The 17,664-nt window shown below is 63.9% G+C and carries 23 protein-coding genes and 1 other annotated feature; of the genes, 12 read left to right on the top strand and 11 right to left on the bottom strand.

The window, feature by feature from the left end; translation table 11 throughout:
* The first annotated feature begins 144 nt into the window (after nucleotides 1–144).
* Entirely contained in the window at nucleotides 145–1,791 is a 1,647-nt protein-coding gene (locus LEL84_RS04070) for a cytochrome c biogenesis protein ResB (RefSeq protein ID WP_413466934.1), read from the top strand.
* Nucleotides 1,792–1,922: 131 nt separating this feature from the next.
* Complete coding sequence (locus tag LEL84_RS04075) at nucleotides 1,923–2,252, top strand: DUF4229 domain-containing protein (protein ID WP_055476455.1); 330 nt, start codon at nucleotides 1,923–1,925, stop codon at nucleotides 2,250–2,252.
* Nucleotides 2,253–2,505: 253 nt separating this feature from the next.
* Here the strand turns inward: LEL84_RS04075 and LEL84_RS04080 are convergent, their stop codons facing one another.
* Entirely contained in the window at nucleotides 2,506–3,297 is a 792-nt protein-coding gene (locus tag LEL84_RS04080; protein ID WP_239582609.1) for a M23 family metallopeptidase, read from the bottom strand.
* A gap of 518 nt (nucleotides 3,298–3,815) precedes the next feature.
* On the opposite strand from LEL84_RS04080, the gene LEL84_RS04085 reads away from it, so the two are divergent.
* The 3 genes from LEL84_RS04085 to LEL84_RS04095 all read left to right on the top strand — a co-directional run bounded on the left by LEL84_RS04085 (nucleotide 3,816) and on the right by LEL84_RS04095 (nucleotide 5,553).
* Nucleotides 3,816–4,385 carry a hypothetical protein gene (locus tag LEL84_RS04085; protein ID WP_226513393.1) on the top strand — a complete coding sequence of 190 codons (570 nt, stop codon included), beginning with the start codon at nucleotides 3,816–3,818 and terminating at the stop codon, nucleotides 4,383–4,385.
* Complete coding sequence (locus LEL84_RS04090) at nucleotides 4,316–4,837, top strand: endonuclease/exonuclease/phosphatase family protein (protein ID WP_413466935.1); 522 nt, start codon at nucleotides 4,316–4,318, stop codon at nucleotides 4,835–4,837. Before LEL84_RS04085 ends, LEL84_RS04090 begins: the two co-directional genes overlap by 70 nt.
* A 155-nt stretch (nucleotides 4,838–4,992) precedes the next feature.
* Entirely contained in the window at nucleotides 4,993–5,553 is a 561-nt protein-coding gene (locus LEL84_RS04095) for a hypothetical protein (protein WP_171011585.1), read from the top strand.
* 67 nt (nucleotides 5,554–5,620) lie between these two features.
* On the opposite strand, the gene LEL84_RS04100 is transcribed toward LEL84_RS04095, so the two are convergent.
* Together LEL84_RS04100 and LEL84_RS04105 are read right to left on the bottom strand one after the other, a co-directional pair.
* Nucleotides 5,621–6,055, bottom strand: a complete 435-nt coding sequence (locus tag LEL84_RS04100) for an ATP-binding protein (protein WP_055476438.1) — start codon at nucleotides 6,053–6,055, stop codon at nucleotides 5,621–5,623.
* A 10-nt stretch (nucleotides 6,056–6,065) separates the two neighbouring features.
* On the bottom strand, nucleotides 6,066–6,497 hold the full coding sequence (locus LEL84_RS04105) for an STAS domain-containing protein (protein WP_055476437.1): 432 nt from the start codon (nucleotides 6,495–6,497) through the stop codon (nucleotides 6,066–6,068).
* A gap of 192 nt (nucleotides 6,498–6,689) precedes the next feature.
* Here LEL84_RS04105 and LEL84_RS04110 point away from each other — a divergent pair, with 192 nt between their 5' ends.
* The 3 genes from LEL84_RS04110 (at nucleotide 6,690) to LEL84_RS04120 (ending at nucleotide 8,084) form a co-directional block, all read left to right on the top strand.
* Nucleotides 6,690–7,361, top strand: a complete 672-nt coding sequence (locus LEL84_RS04110; RefSeq protein WP_068971513.1) for a hypothetical protein — start codon at nucleotides 6,690–6,692, stop codon at nucleotides 7,359–7,361.
* 190 nt (nucleotides 7,362–7,551) lie between these two features.
* Nucleotides 7,552–7,749: a hypothetical protein gene (locus LEL84_RS04115; RefSeq protein ID WP_055476435.1), complete on the top strand. Its 198-nt coding sequence runs from the start codon at nucleotides 7,552–7,554 to the stop codon at nucleotides 7,747–7,749.
* Complete coding sequence (locus tag LEL84_RS04120) at nucleotides 7,734–8,084, top strand: hypothetical protein (RefSeq protein ID WP_223258969.1); 351 nt, start codon at nucleotides 7,734–7,736, stop codon at nucleotides 8,082–8,084. Before LEL84_RS04115 ends, LEL84_RS04120 begins: the two co-directional genes overlap by 16 nt.
* Nucleotides 8,085–8,217: 133 nt before the next feature.
* Here the strand turns inward: LEL84_RS04120 and LEL84_RS04125 are convergent, their stop codons facing one another.
* The 4 genes from LEL84_RS04125 to LEL84_RS04140 form a co-directional block, all read right to left on the bottom strand.
* The gene (locus LEL84_RS04125) at nucleotides 8,218–8,880 is read right to left on the bottom strand and encodes a hypothetical protein (RefSeq protein ID WP_055477302.1); all 663 of its coding nucleotides are present in this window, start codon (nucleotides 8,878–8,880) and stop codon (nucleotides 8,218–8,220) included.
* Nucleotides 8,880–9,341: a M12 family metallo-peptidase gene (locus tag LEL84_RS04130; RefSeq protein ID WP_226513395.1), complete on the bottom strand. Its 462-nt coding sequence runs from the start codon at nucleotides 9,339–9,341 to the stop codon at nucleotides 8,880–8,882. The genes LEL84_RS04125 and LEL84_RS04130 overlap by 1 nt, the downstream gene beginning before the upstream one ends.
* A protein-coding gene (locus tag LEL84_RS04135; RefSeq protein ID WP_226513396.1) for an IS3 family transposase occupies nucleotides 9,338–10,638 on the bottom strand; the annotation gives its coding sequence in 2 pieces (ribosomal slippage) (nucleotides 9,338–10,365 and nucleotides 10,365–10,638; 1,302 coding nt in all). The genes LEL84_RS04130 and LEL84_RS04135 overlap by 4 nt, the downstream gene beginning before the upstream one ends.
* Nucleotides 10,235–10,366: a sequence feature (AL1L pseudoknot), on the bottom strand. (Overlaps the previous gene by 132 nt.)
* 34 nt (nucleotides 10,639–10,672) lie before the next feature.
* On the bottom strand, nucleotides 10,673–11,272 hold the full coding sequence (locus LEL84_RS04140; RefSeq protein WP_226513397.1) for an LGFP repeat-containing protein: 600 nt from the start codon (nucleotides 11,270–11,272) through the stop codon (nucleotides 10,673–10,675).
* A gap of 284 nt (nucleotides 11,273–11,556) precedes the next feature.
* On the opposite strand from LEL84_RS04140, the gene LEL84_RS04145 reads away from it, so the two are divergent.
* The 4 genes from LEL84_RS04145 to LEL84_RS04160 all read left to right on the top strand — a co-directional run bounded on the left by LEL84_RS04145 (nucleotide 11,557) and on the right by LEL84_RS04160 (nucleotide 15,587).
* Entirely contained in the window at nucleotides 11,557–13,617 is a 2,061-nt protein-coding gene (locus LEL84_RS04145) for a DEAD/DEAH box helicase (protein ID WP_226513398.1), read from the top strand.
* 34 nt (nucleotides 13,618–13,651) lie between these two features.
* The gene (locus LEL84_RS04150) at nucleotides 13,652–13,891 is read left to right on the top strand and encodes a hypothetical protein (RefSeq protein WP_055477305.1); all 240 of its coding nucleotides are present in this window, start codon (nucleotides 13,652–13,654) and stop codon (nucleotides 13,889–13,891) included.
* A gap of 588 nt (nucleotides 13,892–14,479) precedes the next feature.
* The gene (locus LEL84_RS04155; protein ID WP_226513399.1) at nucleotides 14,480–14,713 is read left to right on the top strand and encodes a hypothetical protein; all 234 of its coding nucleotides are present in this window, start codon (nucleotides 14,480–14,482) and stop codon (nucleotides 14,711–14,713) included.
* Between the two features lie 667 nt (nucleotides 14,714–15,380).
* Nucleotides 15,381–15,587 carry a hypothetical protein gene (locus LEL84_RS04160; RefSeq protein WP_055477311.1) on the top strand — a complete coding sequence of 69 codons (207 nt, stop codon included), beginning with the start codon at nucleotides 15,381–15,383 and terminating at the stop codon, nucleotides 15,585–15,587.
* Between the two features lie 18 nt (nucleotides 15,588–15,605).
* Here the strand turns inward: LEL84_RS04160 and LEL84_RS04165 are convergent, their stop codons facing one another.
* The 4 genes from LEL84_RS04165 to LEL84_RS04180 all read right to left on the bottom strand — a co-directional run bounded on the left by LEL84_RS04165 (nucleotide 15,606) and on the right by LEL84_RS04180 (nucleotide 17,432).
* Complete coding sequence (locus LEL84_RS04165) at nucleotides 15,606–15,896, bottom strand: type II toxin-antitoxin system RelE family toxin (protein ID WP_055477308.1); 291 nt, start codon at nucleotides 15,894–15,896, stop codon at nucleotides 15,606–15,608.
* Complete coding sequence (locus LEL84_RS04170) at nucleotides 15,893–16,168, bottom strand: type II toxin-antitoxin system Phd/YefM family antitoxin (RefSeq protein ID WP_055477309.1); 276 nt, start codon at nucleotides 16,166–16,168, stop codon at nucleotides 15,893–15,895. The genes LEL84_RS04165 and LEL84_RS04170 overlap by 4 nt, the downstream gene beginning before the upstream one ends.
* A 119-nt stretch (nucleotides 16,169–16,287) precedes the next feature.
* Complete coding sequence (locus tag LEL84_RS04175; protein WP_223258858.1) at nucleotides 16,288–16,908, bottom strand: TetR/AcrR family transcriptional regulator; 621 nt, start codon at nucleotides 16,906–16,908, stop codon at nucleotides 16,288–16,290.
* On the bottom strand, nucleotides 16,905–17,432 hold the full coding sequence (locus LEL84_RS04180; RefSeq protein ID WP_065631669.1) for a GNAT family N-acetyltransferase: 528 nt from the start codon (nucleotides 17,430–17,432) through the stop codon (nucleotides 16,905–16,907). The genes LEL84_RS04175 and LEL84_RS04180 overlap by 4 nt, the downstream gene beginning before the upstream one ends.
* Nucleotides 17,433–17,664: the final 232 nt, after the last annotated feature.

Genomic DNA, 17,664 nt, shown 5'->3' on the forward strand with positions numbered 1-17,664 from the left:
ACCCATAGTGGCGGTGCGGGGGAGTATGTCCCGGCGACCCACCGCGCTCGTGGTGGCGGGTGTCGATCGGCACTCGGCCGGCGACTTCGACGTCGCTCCTGCAGTCATGGACTGTCGGAGTGCGACGACGTTACCCCCACCACGATGATGGGAACCGAAGCGCCGACGCCGCGCCGAGCGCACCCGGCGCTTGGCTCCCTGCGCAGACTGTGGCGATCGCTCACGTCGATGAAAACCGCACTCATGCTGCTGTTCCTGTTGGCCGCAGCCGCGATCCCGGGCGCCATGCTGCCACAACGACCGCTCAACGAGCAGAAAACAACCCAGTACATTGCCGACCGCGGCGCGCTCGGGGTGTGGATGGACAGACTGCAGCTGTTCGACGTCTTCGCCAGCACGTGGTTCACCGCGATCTACGTCCTGCTGTTCGTATCGCTTGTGGGCTGCCTCACCCCCCGAATTCTCGAGCATGCGCGCGCAGTGCGCGCTCAGCCGGTCCCCGCGCCACGCAACCTCATTCGTCTGCCGCGGCACGTCGAGGACACGGTGCACGGAGATCCTGACGAGGTTGCTGCCCTGATAAATACCAATCTGCGTGGCTGGCGCCGAGTCACCACCACGCGCCCGGCGACGGGTGCCCAACCCACCGAAGCCGTGGAGATCTCCGCGGAGAAGGGCTACCTCCGCGAGTGGGGCAACCTCCTGTTCCACTTCTCACTGCTCGCCCTGTTGATAGCGATCGCGGCCGACAAACTTTACGGGTACGAGGGCACCCGCAGTCTCATCGCCGATGGCACGCAAGGCCTCTGTAACACCTCGACGGCCGTCTATGACTCGTTTCGAGCAGGCAGCCTTGTCGACGGCACCGATCTCTCACCATTCTGTGTTCGTGTCGAGGGCTTCGATGCGAGGTTCCTGCCGAGCGGCCAGCCCGACATGTACGAAGCCGACGTCAGTTACACCGACGACGTACGACAGTCCGACCCCACTACCTGGAACGCTGCGCGTATTCGAGTGAACGAGCCTCTGCGAGTAGCCGGTGACCGCGTCTACGTCCTAGGCAATGGCTTCGCACCTACATTCACAGTGACCTTCCCGAACGGTGAGCAGCGCACTCAGACAGTACTTTTCATTCCCGACAACTTGCAGACGATGTTGTCCTCAGGCGCGGCCCGTTTTGATACTCCCGCGGGGCTTTACCCCGACGCGGATGAACGGCGCCGCCGACAGATCGCGATTGAGGGTCTGTTCGCGCCGACCGCGGCATTCCAAGGAACGCTTCTCACCTCGTCGTTTCCCGTGCCGAATGATCCGTATGTAGCGATCAGGATCTACCAGGGCGACACCGGACTGGATACCGGTCGTCCGCAGAACGCATACTCCTTGAACCAATCACTCATCGAGCAGGGCCGGCTCCAGCAGCGGGCCCAAGTCAATCTCGGCCCAGGAGAGACCCACACCATCGCCGACGGCACCGTAGTGCGCTTCGACGGGTACGAACGGTTTGTGTCCATGCAGGTGTCGCACGGGCCGGCACAGAACTGGGTCCTGCTGACCGCGACTGTGATGCTGGCTGGGCTACTTGTGTCCCTGCTTGTCCGGCGCCGACGAATCTGGGTGCGGTTGGTGCCCACCGAGATCGATGGCCAACGACGCACTGCTGTCACCGTCGCCGGTTTGGCCCGCACCGATCAGGCTGGGTGGGGCGAAGACTTCAACGAGCAAGCGCGGCGATGGATGACCGAGCCAGCGTCAGCGAACCGCCGACTACGACGCACACGTCACGAATGAGACTCACATCAGCAGAGATTCATCCTGCGGGGATCGATGTCCCCCAGTTGAAGCACTCGACGAGAGGGCGTGCCACGTCACACATACATCCGATCGCATTCAACAAGCAGCACACGGAAGGCCTACCGAACATGAGCAGAAGCACTTCTGACCATGCCGCCCCCTCGCCCGCCCCTTCGGGCAAGTCACTCGTCGCGATTGCCCTGCTGTATAACGCCGCGCGGCTAGCACTCGCCGCTGCGCTGTGCGGATTGATCCTGTTGATTTCCTTCGTATTTGACGTGAAAATCCCGATTTTCGGAGCCGTCGTGCTCGCAGTAGTGCTCAGTAGTCCAGTCTCGATGCTCGTCCTCAAACCCCTACGAACTCGCATCAATCACCAGGCCGAAGCGATGGACGCCCACCATGCGAGCAAGAGGGGACTCGCGAAGAGCCGCTCGGTGAACCTGCCAGATAGTTAAACCACAACCCAGGCACGTACGCACCTCATCATGGGGTACGACCACCAACCAGCAAAGAGCGGCTGCCACTGTCCGCCGCGGCCTGTGACCACGATAGATTTGCACACCGTTGCGATCCGATCGATCGGGCGCATTTGCCAGAAGCTTGCCGTCGGTAAAGCTCAGTAAGACCACGAGACTGGCAACGTCGGCTTGGCTTACGCCCGCACACCTGCCACGAAATCTCCAGCAGCTTTGCACCGTTCACGCCGGTTCAGCCGACGACGTAGACGCCCCGGGTTCTCAGCCACTGTGCCGGATCAAGTTTGGGTCCGTCTTGCTGCCAGACCTCATAGTGCAGGTGTGGTCCAGTGGAGTAGCCGCGGTTTCCTACCGTTGCGATCTGCTCGCCGGCCCGGACTCGTTGTCCGACGCTCACCAACGCCTCGTTGATGTGCCCGTACACGCCGATCGTGCCGTCGTCTTGCAGCACGCGTACCCATAAACCGAAACCATCGGCCGGACCGGATTCGATGACCTGCCCATCGCTTGCGGACACCACCGGCGTGCCAATCGCGTTGGCGATGTCAAGGCCATAGTGCGTGGTACTCCAGCGTGCCCCGTAGCTCGAGGTCACGGTGCCGTAGGTAGGTGCCGCCGACCGCGGCCGTTGTGGCGCAGGGGGATCGGAAGGCCGCAGACGATCTGGCTGCACCAACTCTCGCACGGCCGCGGTCAGCTCATCGAGTGACGATGTCCGCGCCGGCGTGGTGTCTTGTCGATCGTCCACCGATCCGAGGGCTACAGGTGATGGCGTTGCCGCGGATCGGTCGTCGGCGGACACGCCAGCCTGGAAAACTGGGGTGACTGTTGGGCTGTGACGATCGGCGAGCGCAGTGGCCGCGGTCCCGCCGGCGACGCAAAGGACCACCGCAGCCGCGAGCGATCCACTGACCCCGGCTGCGGCTACGGACCTGAGTGGTGTTCCCGACGTCTTCTCCTCGTCGAGCACATCGAGAAAATCAGAGTGAACTGGCTCATTGTCATGGTGATCGAGAACGGACATCGCCCGCTCCCATGGCGCGGTAGGCGCTGCAACCCTTTGGTTCCTGCCGACGTCGACCGAGCGTGGTGTGCGCCACGGCCCATACGCGTCATGGTCGAAACGGGCCGCGTGCGGCCGTGCATGATGCGAGGGGGACGGGTGTGGGCGGGCGCCGCGAGGCGGGTTGGGAGGAGACGTCCTGGGCGCACTCACCGATGAAATCTGCGGCGAGCGCGTGAGGGCCGGGGCAGGTGAGGGGACTGCTCGGGTGAACCCGACCGCAGTCTCAGGGGGGTGGGGTATCCGATGTCGCCCCGACGCCCGCGCGATACCCGAATGCCGTGGCACCGAAGGCCCGCGGTCGAAAGCCGCCGACGCAGGGCGGCGGGACGCAGGTATACCAGCAGGAGGTGGGCTGGGGTCAGATTTGCGATGCCGTGCCAATGAAGGTCCCTCAGTTCAAGCGTCGTTCCGGATGAAACAGTTCGATATCGAACGGGCCACGGACAGATTACTACTACCGTGGTTAGTTTCTCCGAGTGGGCGTCAGAATCGTCATCCTGCGCCTCTATCAGCGTTCTGAGCCTGACGGCGATCGTGGCATGATCGACCGCATGCGTGGACTCCTACGAGCACTCGGCTGGGGTGCGGTCCTCGCCGCTGTCGTCGGGATTGCTGCTCACTACTCTGGCCTGGTCAGCAATACCGCGTCCCGGGTGGCGGCGTTCACGCCGGTGTTAATCGGCGTCGGTGTCCTCGGCCTGGTGCTGTTGCTCGTCGCGCGCGCCTGGATCTCCGCGGTGGCAGCTGTGCTCGTCGTTGCCGTGGGCGTCACGGCGCAGGCCCCGCTGTATTGGGGAGTGGACGAACTGGTCTCGGACTCGGACTTGACCGTTATGCAGGCAAACATCTTTCGCGGGCAGGCCGATCCGGATGAGATGGTGTCGCGGGTACGCAGCTCGCGAGTCGACGTCATGACGGTGGTCGAGCTGACGCCCGAGTCGGTGGGGCCCTCGATCGCGCCGGGTTGCGCCACGCCTTGCCGTTCGCGTTTCTCCGTCCCCGCGAGGGTGGAGGTGGAGCCGGCATCTATGCTCGGTCCCCGCTGACTGACGGGCAACTCCTGCGCGGATTCGAACTGTCGAATCTTCATGCGCGACTTACGCTACCAAACCGCTCGCCCATCTCGGTCTATGCACTGCATCCGTTGCCGCCCTATCCGGAACCATCGTGGCGCTGGAATGCCGAGCTCCGCGAGCTACGCTCGATCCTGTCCGCCGACACAGATCCGCTGATCATCGGCGCCGATGCCAACTCGACCTACGATCACCGCTCCTTCCGGCAGCTGCTCTCCGGACCGCCGGATTCACCCCAGCTGACCGACGCCGCCGAGCATCTCGGATCCGGCGTCGTCGCGACCTACCCCGCCGGCCGACCCTACCCGCCCCTGCTCGCGCTCGATCGGGTACTCACCCGCAACGGCCCGACACCGACATCGTTCCGGCGGATCGATCTGCCGGGCTCCGACCACCACGGGGTGCTCGCGAGCATCCGGCTTTGAGATTGAATCGCGGTCTGGCCGAGGCCGCCCGACTGGTGACGAAACACGTTGATTCGCATCAAGATTCGCCGATAATCTACGTTATGTCAGGTACTCCTGACGCGACCCGACTCTTGTGTCTGGTTATCCTGACACAGCGGGTCTACCCTATCGGCATGGGCTGGGTACACGAGAGCGCCACGCACTTGCACGAGGCGGCGTTGGTGCCGTTCTTCGAGGACGGGGCCGAGAGCCACGGGTCGACCATGGTCGACGGCGTTGACTACGAGATCGTCGGGACCGGCCGGCACCCGGACGAGGATCGTCGGCGGCCGTCGGCCGAGATCGTCGGCTGGCTGTTGTCCTGCAATTGCGCCCGGCGAACCAGCTCTGATGTGTCGACCTGGACCGATCCCGTCCAGTGGACGCGGGTGCCCTCAGCGTCCCTCGAGGACCTGGCCCGCCACCAGGTGTTCGCCCCCGACATCGACCTCGACGTCAACGTGCGGCCCGATGTCGCGGCGGCCGCCCAAGCATTGTGGCGGCGTGAGCATCTCGATTCGATCGACATCGACGACGAGATCCGGGCGGCCGTGGAGGCCCGCAGGGACGCCGACGCACTGCTCGACGCCGCGGTGGCCAAGGCCCGCCGGCTGGGTCGCTCGTGGGCCGACATCGGCGCGGCGACCGGCATGACCCGACAATCAGCCAACGAGCGCTGGAAAGACCGCACGTGAGTGCTGCCGGGCGAGTATCGTCTAATTCGATTCTGCCGCAGGTAGTTTCGAAATCTGATACTAGATATCATGTCGTCAGGACGGGCGTCGGCTGCCAGCACATGGTGACGGTGGTGCCGTCGGGTCCGGTGGTAAGCGCATGGGTGTCGCTGAGCGCAGTGATGAGTGCGAGTCCGCGGCCGCGGAAGCGCTGTGCGGGGCTGAGGTCCCAGGTGCCGGTGTCGGTGACAGTGATTTCGAGGGTGCCGCTGGGGCGGCGGCGGCTGCGCACGGTGACCGCGCCTGGCTCTCGAGCGTCTTTGTAGGCGTGTTCGGTGGCGTTGGCAATCGCTTCGTAGACGGCCAAGACGATGTCGGCGCGGCGTTCGGTGTCGGCCTCGACGGTTGCTGTCACCCACACGGTGAACAGTTCGCGCAGTCTGTGGGCGGCCTCGGCGGTGGCCTCGACCGATCGTTCGAAGTCACCGGTGGAGTCGCCATCGAGGTGCTGTGATGAGTCCACGCCGTCGTGTTTACCCAGTCGGGCTGCCGCTCATTCCGGTGGGTCTGGTCATGGCGGTGACGGCGTGGGCGAGGGTGGGGTAGAGGACGATTGTCTGGTCCAGGCCCATGAGCGTCAGCGGCCGCGACGTTGCGGGTGCGGCGGCCACGACTCCGAACAGTCCGGTCGGTGCGATCGCCTCGTGGGCGGCGACGAGTGCGGCCATGCCGGCCGAGGCCAGGAAGTCGGTGGTGGTCAGATCGATGATCAGGCCTCGTGGTTGTCCGTGCAGCGCGTTCGTCACCTCCTCGGACAGTTGTGGTGCGGTGAGAACGTCGATGCTGCCTTGGACGGTCAGGATCACCAGTTCTTCGTGCTGCGCGGAGACGATGGTCATCAATGCCCGGCCGGCGGTGTCTCCGCTGTCGTCAACGAACACGGCATCGGGGTTGTCTGGCTGCACGGTGACTCTCACTTTCACGGAAGGGGGTCACACGACTTGCTGAGTGACCCGGTCCCGACCGACTACATGATCACGGCTATCTCAACGCCATCCAAACCTAGTCCGCCGCCACCGACGGCGCGCGAAGGGTGAAGTGACCTTATGTCACACATCGTTCGCGTACCTCCGGTTATCTGCCGGTAGCGTGAAGGAATGCCGATCGCGTTGACTACCTTGTTTCCCGACGGTTCTGTTCCCGATCGCGAATGGGTCTTGGGCCAGTCAATTCGGTTCGATCCGGCTGCGGTGCGCGCACGCTTGCCGGATGCTGCGATGTGGCCTGACGAGCTCGACAGTGTGTCGGCGGGCAGTGGTCGCTATCGAGTGGTTTCGCGCCGCGATGTCTTTGAGGTCGCAGCCCGAGCGGTGCAGGACGGGTCGCCGATCGTAGCGGCGCAACTGCACGTGGCGTGTGTGGTGTGGGGTACGAGTCCGGGCCTGACGATGGTGCGGGCGCTGCGTCCCCTCAGCCAGCCCGACGCCGCGGAGAAGCTCGCCAAGGCTCTGGCTGTCGTGCGGACCGAGGGGCCGGTCAGCGCCTACAAAGCCCTCAGCGGGCGCAACCGGTTGAAAATCACCGGACTGGCGGCGGGCTTCTTCACCAAGTTCCTCTACTTCGGCGGGTACGACGCCAATGCGTTGACAGGCCGCCCACTGATCTATGACAGCAGGGTTGTAGACAGTCTGCGTCGAGTGACCACCGAAGAGTGGGAGATCGACGGCCCCGCTGACATGTACGGCCGTTACCTTGATTTGGCTGCGGACTGGGCCCACGACTTCGACACCACCCCGGATGTGATCGAACGAGCACTGTTCGGCCGCTGACAGCCCTCACCGCACTCCTTTTACATGAGCAATCCGCCCCGGGGGGTCTGGTCAGGTCTGGAAGCAACCGGCGATCGCTGGCCCGGTGAGCTGGCATCGGTTCCGGGCAGATCATTGCCCGAGACATGGTCGTTCGCTACGTTCGCGAGAGGGATCGACACCAGACTGTGCCGTTGTTGGGAGGATCATCGTGGCTGATCACGACGTGCGATTCAGCGCCAGTAGGGTGCGCGTTGCTGGCATCGACTTCGAGTTCGATGTCGCGATCGACGGGAGAACTCTCGGCACCCTTTACGTTTCTGAGGGCAATCTGCAGTGGCGACCCAAGCACGGGCAGAAGCGTATTCCGATCTCGTGGAAGGAATTCGCTGAATGGGCCGAATCGTAGCCCGCAGGAGAACCCCACGGGTCGCCGGCACCGGCAATGCGGACGGCCGACGAGTGCAGTTATGCCTGCTTCAGCCGTGGCGGCAAGCCGTAAATAGCTTCTTCCCTGGCGACGACGACGACCCGGATGTTGACGATCTCGTCTGGCTGACCCCACGAACGTATGCTGCCGGCGACATCATGGTGTACCTGGTCGACGCCCCCAGCCCAGCGATCATCAAGATCGACACCCTGTCCCGCGGCTCCGAGGACGATGGCCTGAACGCCGAACCCGACTTAGAGTGGGGCCCCTTCGACCAGGGATTGTCGCTGCGGGCGACCGCGAGAAGTGCCTGAGACAGTGAGCGGGCGCCCGTCGTCAACTCGCCCTGGTCGTGCATGAGCGTTTGATCGAAAGGGTCAACGACCTGTGGTACGGCCATAACCGACCGGGCCGCACGCCAGGTTCTACACCCTGACCACCGGATGATTAACCGGTTGGCGCCGGTGAGGGTGGTGGCGGGTTGCGGTCGCCGGGTTGGGGTATCGGAAAGGTCATCGACGGGCTCGGTGGGGCCGGTGGTGCGAGCCGGTTTTGGGGGTTGGCGCGCAACGCGGCCTCAGCTGCGGCTAGGGGCGCGGAGGCTCTGTCGCGGGCTTGTTGTTCAGTCACAGGCTTGCGGCCGTCGACAGGGACGAGGGTGTACCACTTCTCTGACTCGAGGTAGCGGGTGGCGAACAGGTACCACTGGCCGACCTTGAGAGGTCTGTCGCCGTTGACGGAAATGTAGACACCGTCTTTGACTCCGCCTTGCTGGTTGACTACCACGCTCTCGGGGACTTCACCTTTGATCGCCGTTTTGGTGAGCACGCTGTACTGAGTTTCGGGGAGTGGCCCGAGTGCCTTGGTGCCGGCGGCTGATTCGACGCGGCCGGTGAAGACGTGCGTCGAGATCGCCATCAGGTTGCGTAGGTCAGAGGTGTCGGTGATCGAGTCCGCATGGGCGGTCGAGGTGGCCGTGGCCGATTCGAGGGGAGGGATGCCCTCATTGACGGTTTGTTCGCCGCACGCGGCCAGGGTGGCAGCGGCGAAGATGCCGACGATGCCGAGCGTGAGGGCCGCCGGTCGTGTTGCTCGGTGGTTGGTGGTCATCAGAATCCCCACTTGTTGTGGTAGAGGTCGCGGGTGAGCCCAGTGGGCGTGTAGGACGTTCCGCGGGCCCCGTCATTATCTGCCATCAGGTCGTTGGAGCAGGTGTGGAACAGTCCCAGTGCGTGCCCAATCTCGTGGGCGATCACCCCCGCTCTCCTCGCCGATGAGTAGCCCTGCACGTAGTGCATGTTGATCTGGATAGTGCTGGTCAGCGGCGCGTTGTAGCGCGTGTGCAGCCCAGACCAGCTCACATCGGATCGGTTTTCCGTCGAGATCGCCACATCGGCAACCTCGAACACACCTACCGGCGCGACCGTGATAGGACTGAGTTGGTTCCAGGAGTTCACCGCAGATTGCAGCTCGGCGCCGTAGAGGAAACCGCCGCCGGTGCTGTAGGCGAGGCGCTGCCCATCGACGTCGTTGTTGGGTAGGAAGTAGCCGCCGACGCCCGTGTGAATCACCCTAGGTTTTGTGCCGCCTCCAATGTGGGCTGGTCCTCGGGTCCGAGGCCAGCGTAGTGGAGCGTTTCGAACTCGGTCGGGGGAATCTGGCCGATACTCGAGTGCAACCTGCTGTTGTTGTACCAGTCGACCCAACCAGCGGTCGCGAACTCGACGTCGGAGATCGTCCGGTACGGGCCGGAGTGGAAGATCGTGGTCCGGATGCACTCGGTCTTGTACAAGCCGTTCACCGACTCGGCCATCGCGTTGTCGTAGGCGTCCCCGACCGATCCGATCGACGCTGCGATGTCTTCCAGTCGCAGACGCTCAGTCAGTGTAACTGATGTGTACTGACTGCCGGCATCCGAATGATGAATCAGCTCAGCAGCTTTCACCGGATGCCCTTCCCGATTGCGCTGCCACAGTGCCATCCGAAGCGGGACCGTGACCAACTCCACCGTCTTCGAAGTCGACGCATGCCACGCCACGATTCGACGGGAGAACACGTCGATGATGAACACCACGTACACCCACCCAGCCCAGGTCCGGCAGTAGGTGAAATCGGTCACCCAGACCCGGTTCGGTTCGGCAGCACTGAACTGTCGGTTCAGCAGATCCTCCGCGCGCACACCATCAGCGGAGCGGACGGTAGTGCGGACTCCCTTGGACCTTCGAATCCCATTGTGGCCTAGTGTCTTCATCGCTCGATCAACAGCACCATACGACACCCCCGGCAGCATTGTGCGGTGCAGATGGGCGCGCATCTTCACCCGCCCGTAGAGGCCCTCCGGAGTCATCTTCCGCCGGCCGTCGTCACCGGTACGCCAGACCACGGTGCGCACCGCATCGACGACGTGGGCATCGGAGACCGTCCGTGCGGCAGGCGTGCGTGATCGCCATGCCCGGTAGGTTCGTGCGGCAATCTGGCAGCCCTGCTCACGCATGACCCGGCAGATCGACTCGACCGCAAAACCGTTGGCACGCATCTGATCTATGAACGCCACGATCATCGGTTGCGGGGGTCGAGTTCCCCCGCGAAGAAAGTCGTCGCTGCTTTCAGAATGGCAACGTCCTCTCGCAGCTGCTTGTTCTCCGCCTTGAGGCGCTTGATCTCGGCGGACTCCTTCGAGGTGGTCCCGGAGCGGGCGCCGGCATCGACTTGGGCCTGCACGGCCCAGCGGCGTACCGTCTCCCCGCCGACACCGACTTGCTTGGCGATCGCTTCGGCAGCGGCAGTCAACGACGTGTACTCGCCGCCGTGGGCCTCCAGCAGCCGCAAGGCCCTCGAACGGACCTCTGGGTCGATTTTCTTAGGCATGTGCTCATCCTTCCTGACTCAGAAGGAAGCGGCATCAAACCTGGGGTGATTCAGTGTCCTTGTAGAGCACAGTGCCGCCCTGGAAGTCTTGCGCCCAGACCGAGCAGGTGGTGGTGCGGGTGTCTTCAGTGGGAAACTTGAATCGCCCGTTCTCCCAGCCTGAATCGGCCCAGACGTCGCGGATTCCCAGCCACACGTTTTTAGCTCCGGTCGTGGCCGAGTAGTAGATCGACCCGGCCACCATGTGATTCGCGCGCCCGCCGTTGACGCCGAACTCGCGGGTGATCGGATAGCCCAGATACCCAGTCTCCCAACCTACTCGGCCCCACGCATCGCGAATAAGTCCACCGATCTGGTTGGCATGCCCGCCGGCCACGGCGGAGTGCCAGTAGATCGAGCTGTTCTTGACGAACTTCTGAAACTTGCCGCCGTTCTGGGTGTTTGACTCGGGGATGGTGGCGTTGCCGAAGAAGTTGTAACCACCGGCTTGTTCGTATTCCTCGTGGATCTTCCCGTAGATCCAGTAACCATGGAAGACGTCCGCGCGTACCGCGCCTGCGCCGATCCACATTAATGCGGCAATTACTAACGAGGCCAGGGCAATACCAAACCTACGCACCGTCACCACCTTCACTCGCCCCCCAAGACCAGCAAGTGGTGGACACGCTATCTGCAATGTGTGATCTACGTCAACGAAAATCGGGTACCGCAGATCACTTCGGCACTCCTGCCTCGCACCTACCTGCCCGACTGATGTAGCGGGACGCTGTGGTGACTTTGTCGGCCTCGAGGGCCCGGCCCGTCCAGGTGACCTGACGTGTGAGCGGGAGAGTGTGTCGAGGTTGAAGCTCATTTGCGCGCGGCAAATATACGCAGTGGATACTTGTTAGAGTTGTATAATGTTGTATAGTTTTAATCATGGCTGAACAAGGTTTTCTGCGAGTCGCGGAGGCGGCTGCTTATCTCGGGGTGTCCGCCCAGACGCTGCGGCGATGGGATCGTGACGGCACCTTGCCTGCGCTGCGGCGCCCCGGCAGTGATTACCGGTATTACCGGCGCGCCGACCTGGAGCCGTTCCGGCTGGAGTATCGCCGTGCCCAGGAGGCCGCCGCGGCTGGCGCCAACAGCAGTGTGTTCGTCACCGCCAACGCGGACGTCGAGGCCAACGCGGCGTTGCGGGAGCCACAGCGCGAGGCCCACCGTGCTGTGCGCGAGCACTTCGCTGAGAACGCCACCCCGGCGATCGTGCAGATTCCAGTCGGGTGCGGCAAGACCGGCATCATGGCGACTCTGCCCTTCGGCATCGCCCGTGGTCGCACGCTGGTGATCACGCCGAACTTGACGATCCGTAAGGGGGTCGCCGATGCCGTGGACATCACCAGCCCGCAGTGTTTCTGGACCAAGTGTCGGGTGTTGTCGGATTTCACCGCAGGGCCGTGGATGGCCGTCCTGGACGGGCCAAACGCCAACGTCCACGACGCGATCGAAAGTGACTTCGTGGTCTGCAACATCCAGCAGCTGGCCAGCCAGGCCGACCGGTGGCTTCCGCAGTTCCCGGAGGACTTTTTTGACATGATCCTGGTCGATGAGGGCCATCACGCTGCCGCCGAAAGCTGGCAGAAGGTGTTCCGGCGCTTCCCCAATGCCAAGGTCGTCAGCCTGACCGCCACCCCGTTTCGCTCCGACCAGCAGCAGCTGCACGGCGACATCGTCTACCGGTACCCGTTCACCCGGGCGATGATCACCGGCTACATCAAGCAGATCCACTCCCGCAACGTCGCCCCCGCCGAGCTGTACTTCACCTACCGTGACGACACCCGCCGCCACACCCTCGACGAAGTCCTGGAACTGCGCGAGGAGGCCTGGTTCCGCCGCGGCGTGGCGCTGAGTACCGAGTGCAACCGCCACATCGTGGAGGCCAGCATCCAGGCGTGTGACCGGATGCGCGCCCAGACCGGTATCCAGCACCAGATCATCGCCGCGGCCTGCTCGGTCGACCATGCCCGCCAGGTCGCCGCGATCTACAACGAATGCGGATACCGCGCGGCCGAGATCCATTCCGACATGGACGAAAACGACCAGGACGCCGTCATCGCACGGCTGCGCCAAGGGCAGCTCGACTGCGTCGTGCAGGTGCAGATGCTCGGTGAGGGCTTCGACCACCCGCGCCTGAGTGTCGCGGCGATCTTCCGGCCCTTCCGCAGCCTGGCGCCCTACATCCAGTTTGTCGGCCGGGTGATGCGCGTGGTGCAGGAGGCGGCCCCCGAGCACCCCGACAACCAGGGCCACATCGTGTCCCACATCGGACTCAACAACGACGCCCGCTGGTCAGAATTCCGCGAACTCGACCTCGATGACCAAGCCTTGGTGCACGGATGGGTTGCCGGCACCACCGACGATGACGGCGATGGCAACGGTGATGGCGAACCGCGTGCCCGCCGATTCGACGAGGGCATGCTCGTCGACAACGAGATCCTCACCGACTTCGTCGAGCAGACCTACCTTGATCCCACCGACGACCGGGTCCTCGACGAGATCTTGAACCGCGAAGTCGCCCCCGGCATTCGTGTCGGCGACGTCGTTGACCGCGAGCAGCTACGCCAACGCCTGCTGGCGCAGCAGGCAGCAGCCGCACCCCCTGCGCCGCAGCCGATCCCGGTCTCCCCGCAGCGGGCACGACAATCGGCCAAGACCCGGGTCAACCAGCGCACCAAGGCGGTCGCCAACCGAATTCTGGCCGACCTCGACCTCCCGCCCCGGGGTCACCAGCTGATGGCCGTCACGGGCGGCCCGCGTCAGCACAACACGGTCATCGCAATCCGCCGTCTGGCCGCGGCGATCAACGAGGCGGTGGGCATGCCCAACGGCACCCGCGGCGAGTGGTCGGGCGAGCAGTTGACCACCATCTTCGAACGCATCGACAAGATCGCCGACACCGTCCGCGACACGTTGAGATCCCAACTGTCCCAACGCGGGTAAAACCTCACCCGTACCGTGCCCCAAAGGAGTCAGCATGCCCACCACCAAAGCGATCCTGCGCCACGTCCGTGTCGAGACGCCCCGCACGAATCACGAGCGTCCGTGCGCCGCCCACCGCAAAGGCAAGAAGGCCCACTTCATCCTGGCCGGTGACACCCACCTGGTCATCACGGAAAACGACAAGGCGATCAGATACTGCCCGCCGGCGGCCGCCGAGATCCTCGACGTCGCTCAACAGGACCTCGCCACGCTGCGCCAGCAGCTCGGCCTGTGACGCCGACGGGCCTATGTCTATCTGGCTAGCTAAAGCCCTGTCCCCCAGCATTTTTCAACTGGTAACGGGACGTGTTGAACTAGGGCGAGTTGCAAGAAGCAGTCCTGATCGACAAGGTCTATCCCAAGCCCCAATCGGTCCATGCCCCGAGTAGCGCGATCACTCCGGCCGTTACGCCAGCCGCGAGCGAGTACGCCCAGCCAGCCCAACGGGTGCGTGCCGGGAGCATAACCGCGATCCCGGGAAGGAGTAGCACCGCCCATGCCAGCAACCACGGAACCCAGTACGTGGCGATGAGCGGCCTGTCCACCGGTGCATCCAGGGGCGCGGCGGTGGGTTCCGACAAGCCCAGCCAGCTCCGTGTCAGATGGGCGAGCGGGATCACGACGAACATCCCGACTACGAAGCCGATGATAGCGGCGGCGACGACCTGGGCCTTGCCTGCACGCGATACGGCGAAAGTGGCTACCATCGACCCACCTTACGGTGAGTCCCGGCTCAATCTATGGCACCGAGGGCCGGTTCGTAAGAGAACTTGTTTAGCGCGAAAATCTCATCCGCAACGGCGGGTTCGTCTCGCGGGAGTCGGTGTACCGGCTGGGCGACTACGGTCCCGATCGCCGCCTGAACAACTGGATCGCTCCGTTCAACTCGATCTACGAGGAGCTGGTCGAGGACCGCGGTCTGGAGTCGGAGACCCTTCCGGTCGCGGCGGTGTACGACCGAGCGGTGAGCGGGTACCAGCGGGCACGCGGGTACCACGTGTTCCAGGGGATCGTGCGACTGGTCCGCGAGCGCGAGGACCGCCTCACGCAGGCATAACCACGTATGAGCGAAAGCCTCCCGCTGCCTGGGATGTCCGGGCAGCGGGAGGCTTCGTTCCTACTTACCGCTTGGTGAGGCTGTAGCCGAGGGTGTCGGCGAGCATCGTCAGGAGCTGGTGGGCGTTAGGCAGGTGGGCCTCGGCCATTCGTGCTGCAGCTCGTTCGCAGTCGGAGTCGTCGCCGCACAGGCATTCTTCGCTAAGAGGGTGCTCTGAACGACGCGTTGCTGTCGCTAAGCAAGACCAACCCTGGAGCTTTCGATGACGTGGCTTCCAGGTTGTGGAAGTCTTCAGGACTGGATATGGCCATTCGCAATGGCGGTTTCGGGCTCGGCGATGCCTTCGGTGGTGATCGCAGCTTGCTGCCCGACCCTTCCAACTGGCCGGACCGTCGCTCGGGACCCCCGGATAGCACCGATGGCGAGGCTGACAGCTCGCACAGCGGTGATGGATAGTGCGTGTTCCGCTTACGATCACTCCATCGTCACCACTACAAGTGGTCTTGAGGCGGCGATGATCATGCTGACCTGGCGTTGCAGCGCGATGATGAGGTCTTAGAGCTGGTCGACAGCCCAGGAATGCGGGTACTGACGACGAGCAGTGATTCAAACTGGTTTCCGTCAACCAATGTTGACGGATCGCGGAGACACGGGCACGCTGGTCTGCATGAGGACTGGACTGGACCGCGGCGACGACGACGAGACACCAATCGAGCAGCTTTCCCGAGTCGCAGATTGGCGACGGGAGATTGCCCGCGAGGAGGAAGTCGCGGTGCGGCGGGCACGCCTGGCAGGACTGTCGTGGGCAGAGATCGGCACGCTCCTTGGAACGACGAAGCAGGCAATGCACAGGAAGTACCGCCGGGTCGGTTGAGAATTCAACGCACCAGACTCAGGTGCGGTAGGCGTGGGCTCGGTGGTCGATTCTGACAATGACGATGGTGTGGTTGGGGTCGTCGATGCGGAGCAGGATGCGATAATCGCCGCGGCGGGCGCTGTGAAGGTCTGCGAGGTCGTCGCGCAGCGGCTTGCTAAGCCGGTGGGGGTTCTCGGCGAGCGGCCCGGAGATGAATTCGATGACGGCGTGGACGATCCGGGATGGGAGTCGTTGAAGGTCGCGTCGAGCTGGGGATGCGACCTCAACCCGGTACGGGGCGGACGAGTCTGTCGGAGCGTCGCTCATTTCGGCGGCATGCCGTGTTCGGCGCGCAGGTCGTCGATGGAGACGGTCTCACCGGCCGCGTACTCGGCGTCTGCGGTAGCGACGTCGTCGCGGACGCCGGCGCGTGAGAGCCAGTAGATCGTCTCGTGCAGCGATTCGAGGTCGTCGGCCGACATCAGCACCGCGGCGGGTTTGCCGTGCTTGGTGATCGTGATGATGTCGTGCGTGCTCTCGGCGCTGTCGACCAGCGCGGAGAGCTTGTCCTTAGCTTCACCGAGTGGCACTGTCGTCATGGCTACATGATAGCCGCAATACTAGCCTTCCACTAGCCTCGTTTTTAGCCGATAACGTATCTTATGTCAAGTAGATGATTGCATACTCATCTGCTGTATTAACCCGCGCCGATCACCCACTACTGCGGGCCCTCGGGCACGACTCGTCCAGCCAGAGAGTCCAGAGCCATGTGGACAGCGGTTGTGGTTCGTCGGACGTCGCCGGTTGCCAGCAGGTCGAGGAGACCGCCACGGAGGACGGCGAGAACAGCCGTCCGTTCACTTTCGGCCTTCGACGTTTGCCGGACGCCTGTCGGTTGCGCCTCGGCGAGCATCGTCAGCCAGTCGTCGACAGTCCCCTGCGCGAACAGGCTCCACGGGCCGTCGGGGTCGGTGAGCGCTCGACCGTAAGCCTCGACCCACAATGCCAGTACCGGTCGTTGCGAAGGCGTGGACAGCCATTCCCACACCGCTCGTGCAACGGCGAAGATATCCCGTGCAGCAGGCTGTTTTGCGAGGACTACGCGCCCCGCCATCGATTCCATCTGGTCGGCGCGAGCGTGCTGCAGCAGTGCCTGGATGAGTCCATCCTTGCTGCCGAACAAGTACAGCAGCACACGCGGACTCGACCCGATCGCGGTCGCCAACGGTCGTAGCGACAGGGAGGCTGCCCCGTTGTCGACGATGTAGGCGTATGCGGCGTCGAGGAGCTGGACTCGACGGGCAGAGCCTGTCGCCAGCTCAGGCCGTGGCGCGCTCACAGAGTTTGTGACCAGGTCTGTTCGACCAGATCTTTTCCGAACAGGCGGCTCGACCACTCGGTGTCCAGCGCGAATCCGGCGTCAATGTAGACGCGACGAGCTGAAGTCAGGGAGTCGACCGTCCAGAGTTCCATCCGCTCATAGCCCGCTCGCCTCGCGAAATCGACGCTGGTCCCGACCAGACGTCGACCCAGCGAGTGCCCTCGCGCCTTCGGATCGACCACGAGCACTCGCAGCTTGGCGGTGCGCTCATCCTGTCCACGAGTGCAGAACACCGAGCCGACCCGCGCGCCGTCGAGTTCGGCGACCCAGCCGGCCTCGGTGTCTTCGTCGTGGTTGCGGGCAAAGGCGGCAACGATGTCGGCGACCAGCGTCTCGATCGTTATGTCCCAACCGAACTCGCGCGCGTACACCTCGCCGTTGGTCTGTACGACCCACCCGAGGTCGCCTGGCTTGCCGAACGGACGGAGCACGACACCACCGGACGGCGGGGTCGACCACGCCGCTGCTGTTCCCTGGGTCATCGCGACCTCCGAGTAATCTCACTGAAACGAGTGTTTCAGTACGGTAACACACGCTGCGCGAATTGAGCCGTGCGACGGCGTTCACCCTCTCTACGTCGGCGGCGACCACGCCGTCGTCACCCGGACGTACAGAGCCCTGGCTGTGGTGACGCGCAGTTCCGACGACTGCTACCTCGCGATCTGGGCCGGCCATTCAGCGTGTCGTGTCTCCCCCACCGGGTGGGCCTCGGAT

The organism is Gordonia sp. WA4-43 (assembly GCF_020520305.1).
GTDB classification, from domain to species: Bacteria; Actinomycetota; Actinomycetes; order Mycobacteriales; family Mycobacteriaceae; genus Gordonia; species Gordonia hongkongensis.

Coding starts and splice junctions, on each gene's coding strand:
- LEL84_RS04110 (WP_068971513.1), top strand. CDS start 6,690: ATGCCGATCGCGTTGACTACCTTGTTTCCCGACGGTTCTGTTCCCGAT.
- LEL84_RS04075 (WP_055476455.1), top strand. CDS start 1,923: ATGAGCAGAAGCACTTCTGACCATGCCGCCCCCTCGCCCGCCCCTTCG.
- LEL84_RS04160 (WP_055477311.1), top strand. CDS start 15,381: ATGAGGACTGGACTGGACCGCGGCGACGACGACGAGACACCAATCGAG.
- LEL84_RS04145 (WP_226513398.1), top strand. CDS start 11,557: ATGGCTGAACAAGGTTTTCTGCGAGTCGCGGAGGCGGCTGCTTATCTC.
- LEL84_RS04125 (WP_055477302.1), bottom strand. CDS start 8,880: ATGACCACCAACCACCGAGCAACACGACCGGCGGCCCTCACGCTCGGC.
- LEL84_RS04080 (WP_239582609.1), bottom strand. CDS start 3,297: ATGTCCGTTCTCGATCACCATGACAATGAGCCAGTTCACTCTGATTTT.
- LEL84_RS04095 (WP_171011585.1), top strand. CDS start 4,993: ATGGGCTGGGTACACGAGAGCGCCACGCACTTGCACGAGGCGGCGTTG.
- LEL84_RS04150 (WP_055477305.1), top strand. CDS start 13,652: ATGCCCACCACCAAAGCGATCCTGCGCCACGTCCGTGTCGAGACGCCC.
- LEL84_RS04165 (WP_055477308.1), bottom strand. CDS start 15,896: ATGAGCGACGCTCCGACAGACTCGTCCGCCCCGTACCGGGTTGAGGTC.
- LEL84_RS04180 (WP_065631669.1), bottom strand. CDS start 17,432: ATGACCCAGGGAACAGCAGCGGCGTGGTCGACCCCGCCGTCCGGTGGT.
- LEL84_RS04120 (WP_223258969.1), top strand. CDS start 7,734: ATGGGCCGAATCGTAGCCCGCAGGAGAACCCCACGGGTCGCCGGCACC.
- LEL84_RS04070 (WP_413466934.1), top strand. CDS start 145: ATGATGGGAACCGAAGCGCCGACGCCGCGCCGAGCGCACCCGGCGCTT.
- LEL84_RS04170 (WP_055477309.1), bottom strand. CDS start 16,168: ATGACGACAGTGCCACTCGGTGAAGCTAAGGACAAGCTCTCCGCGCTG.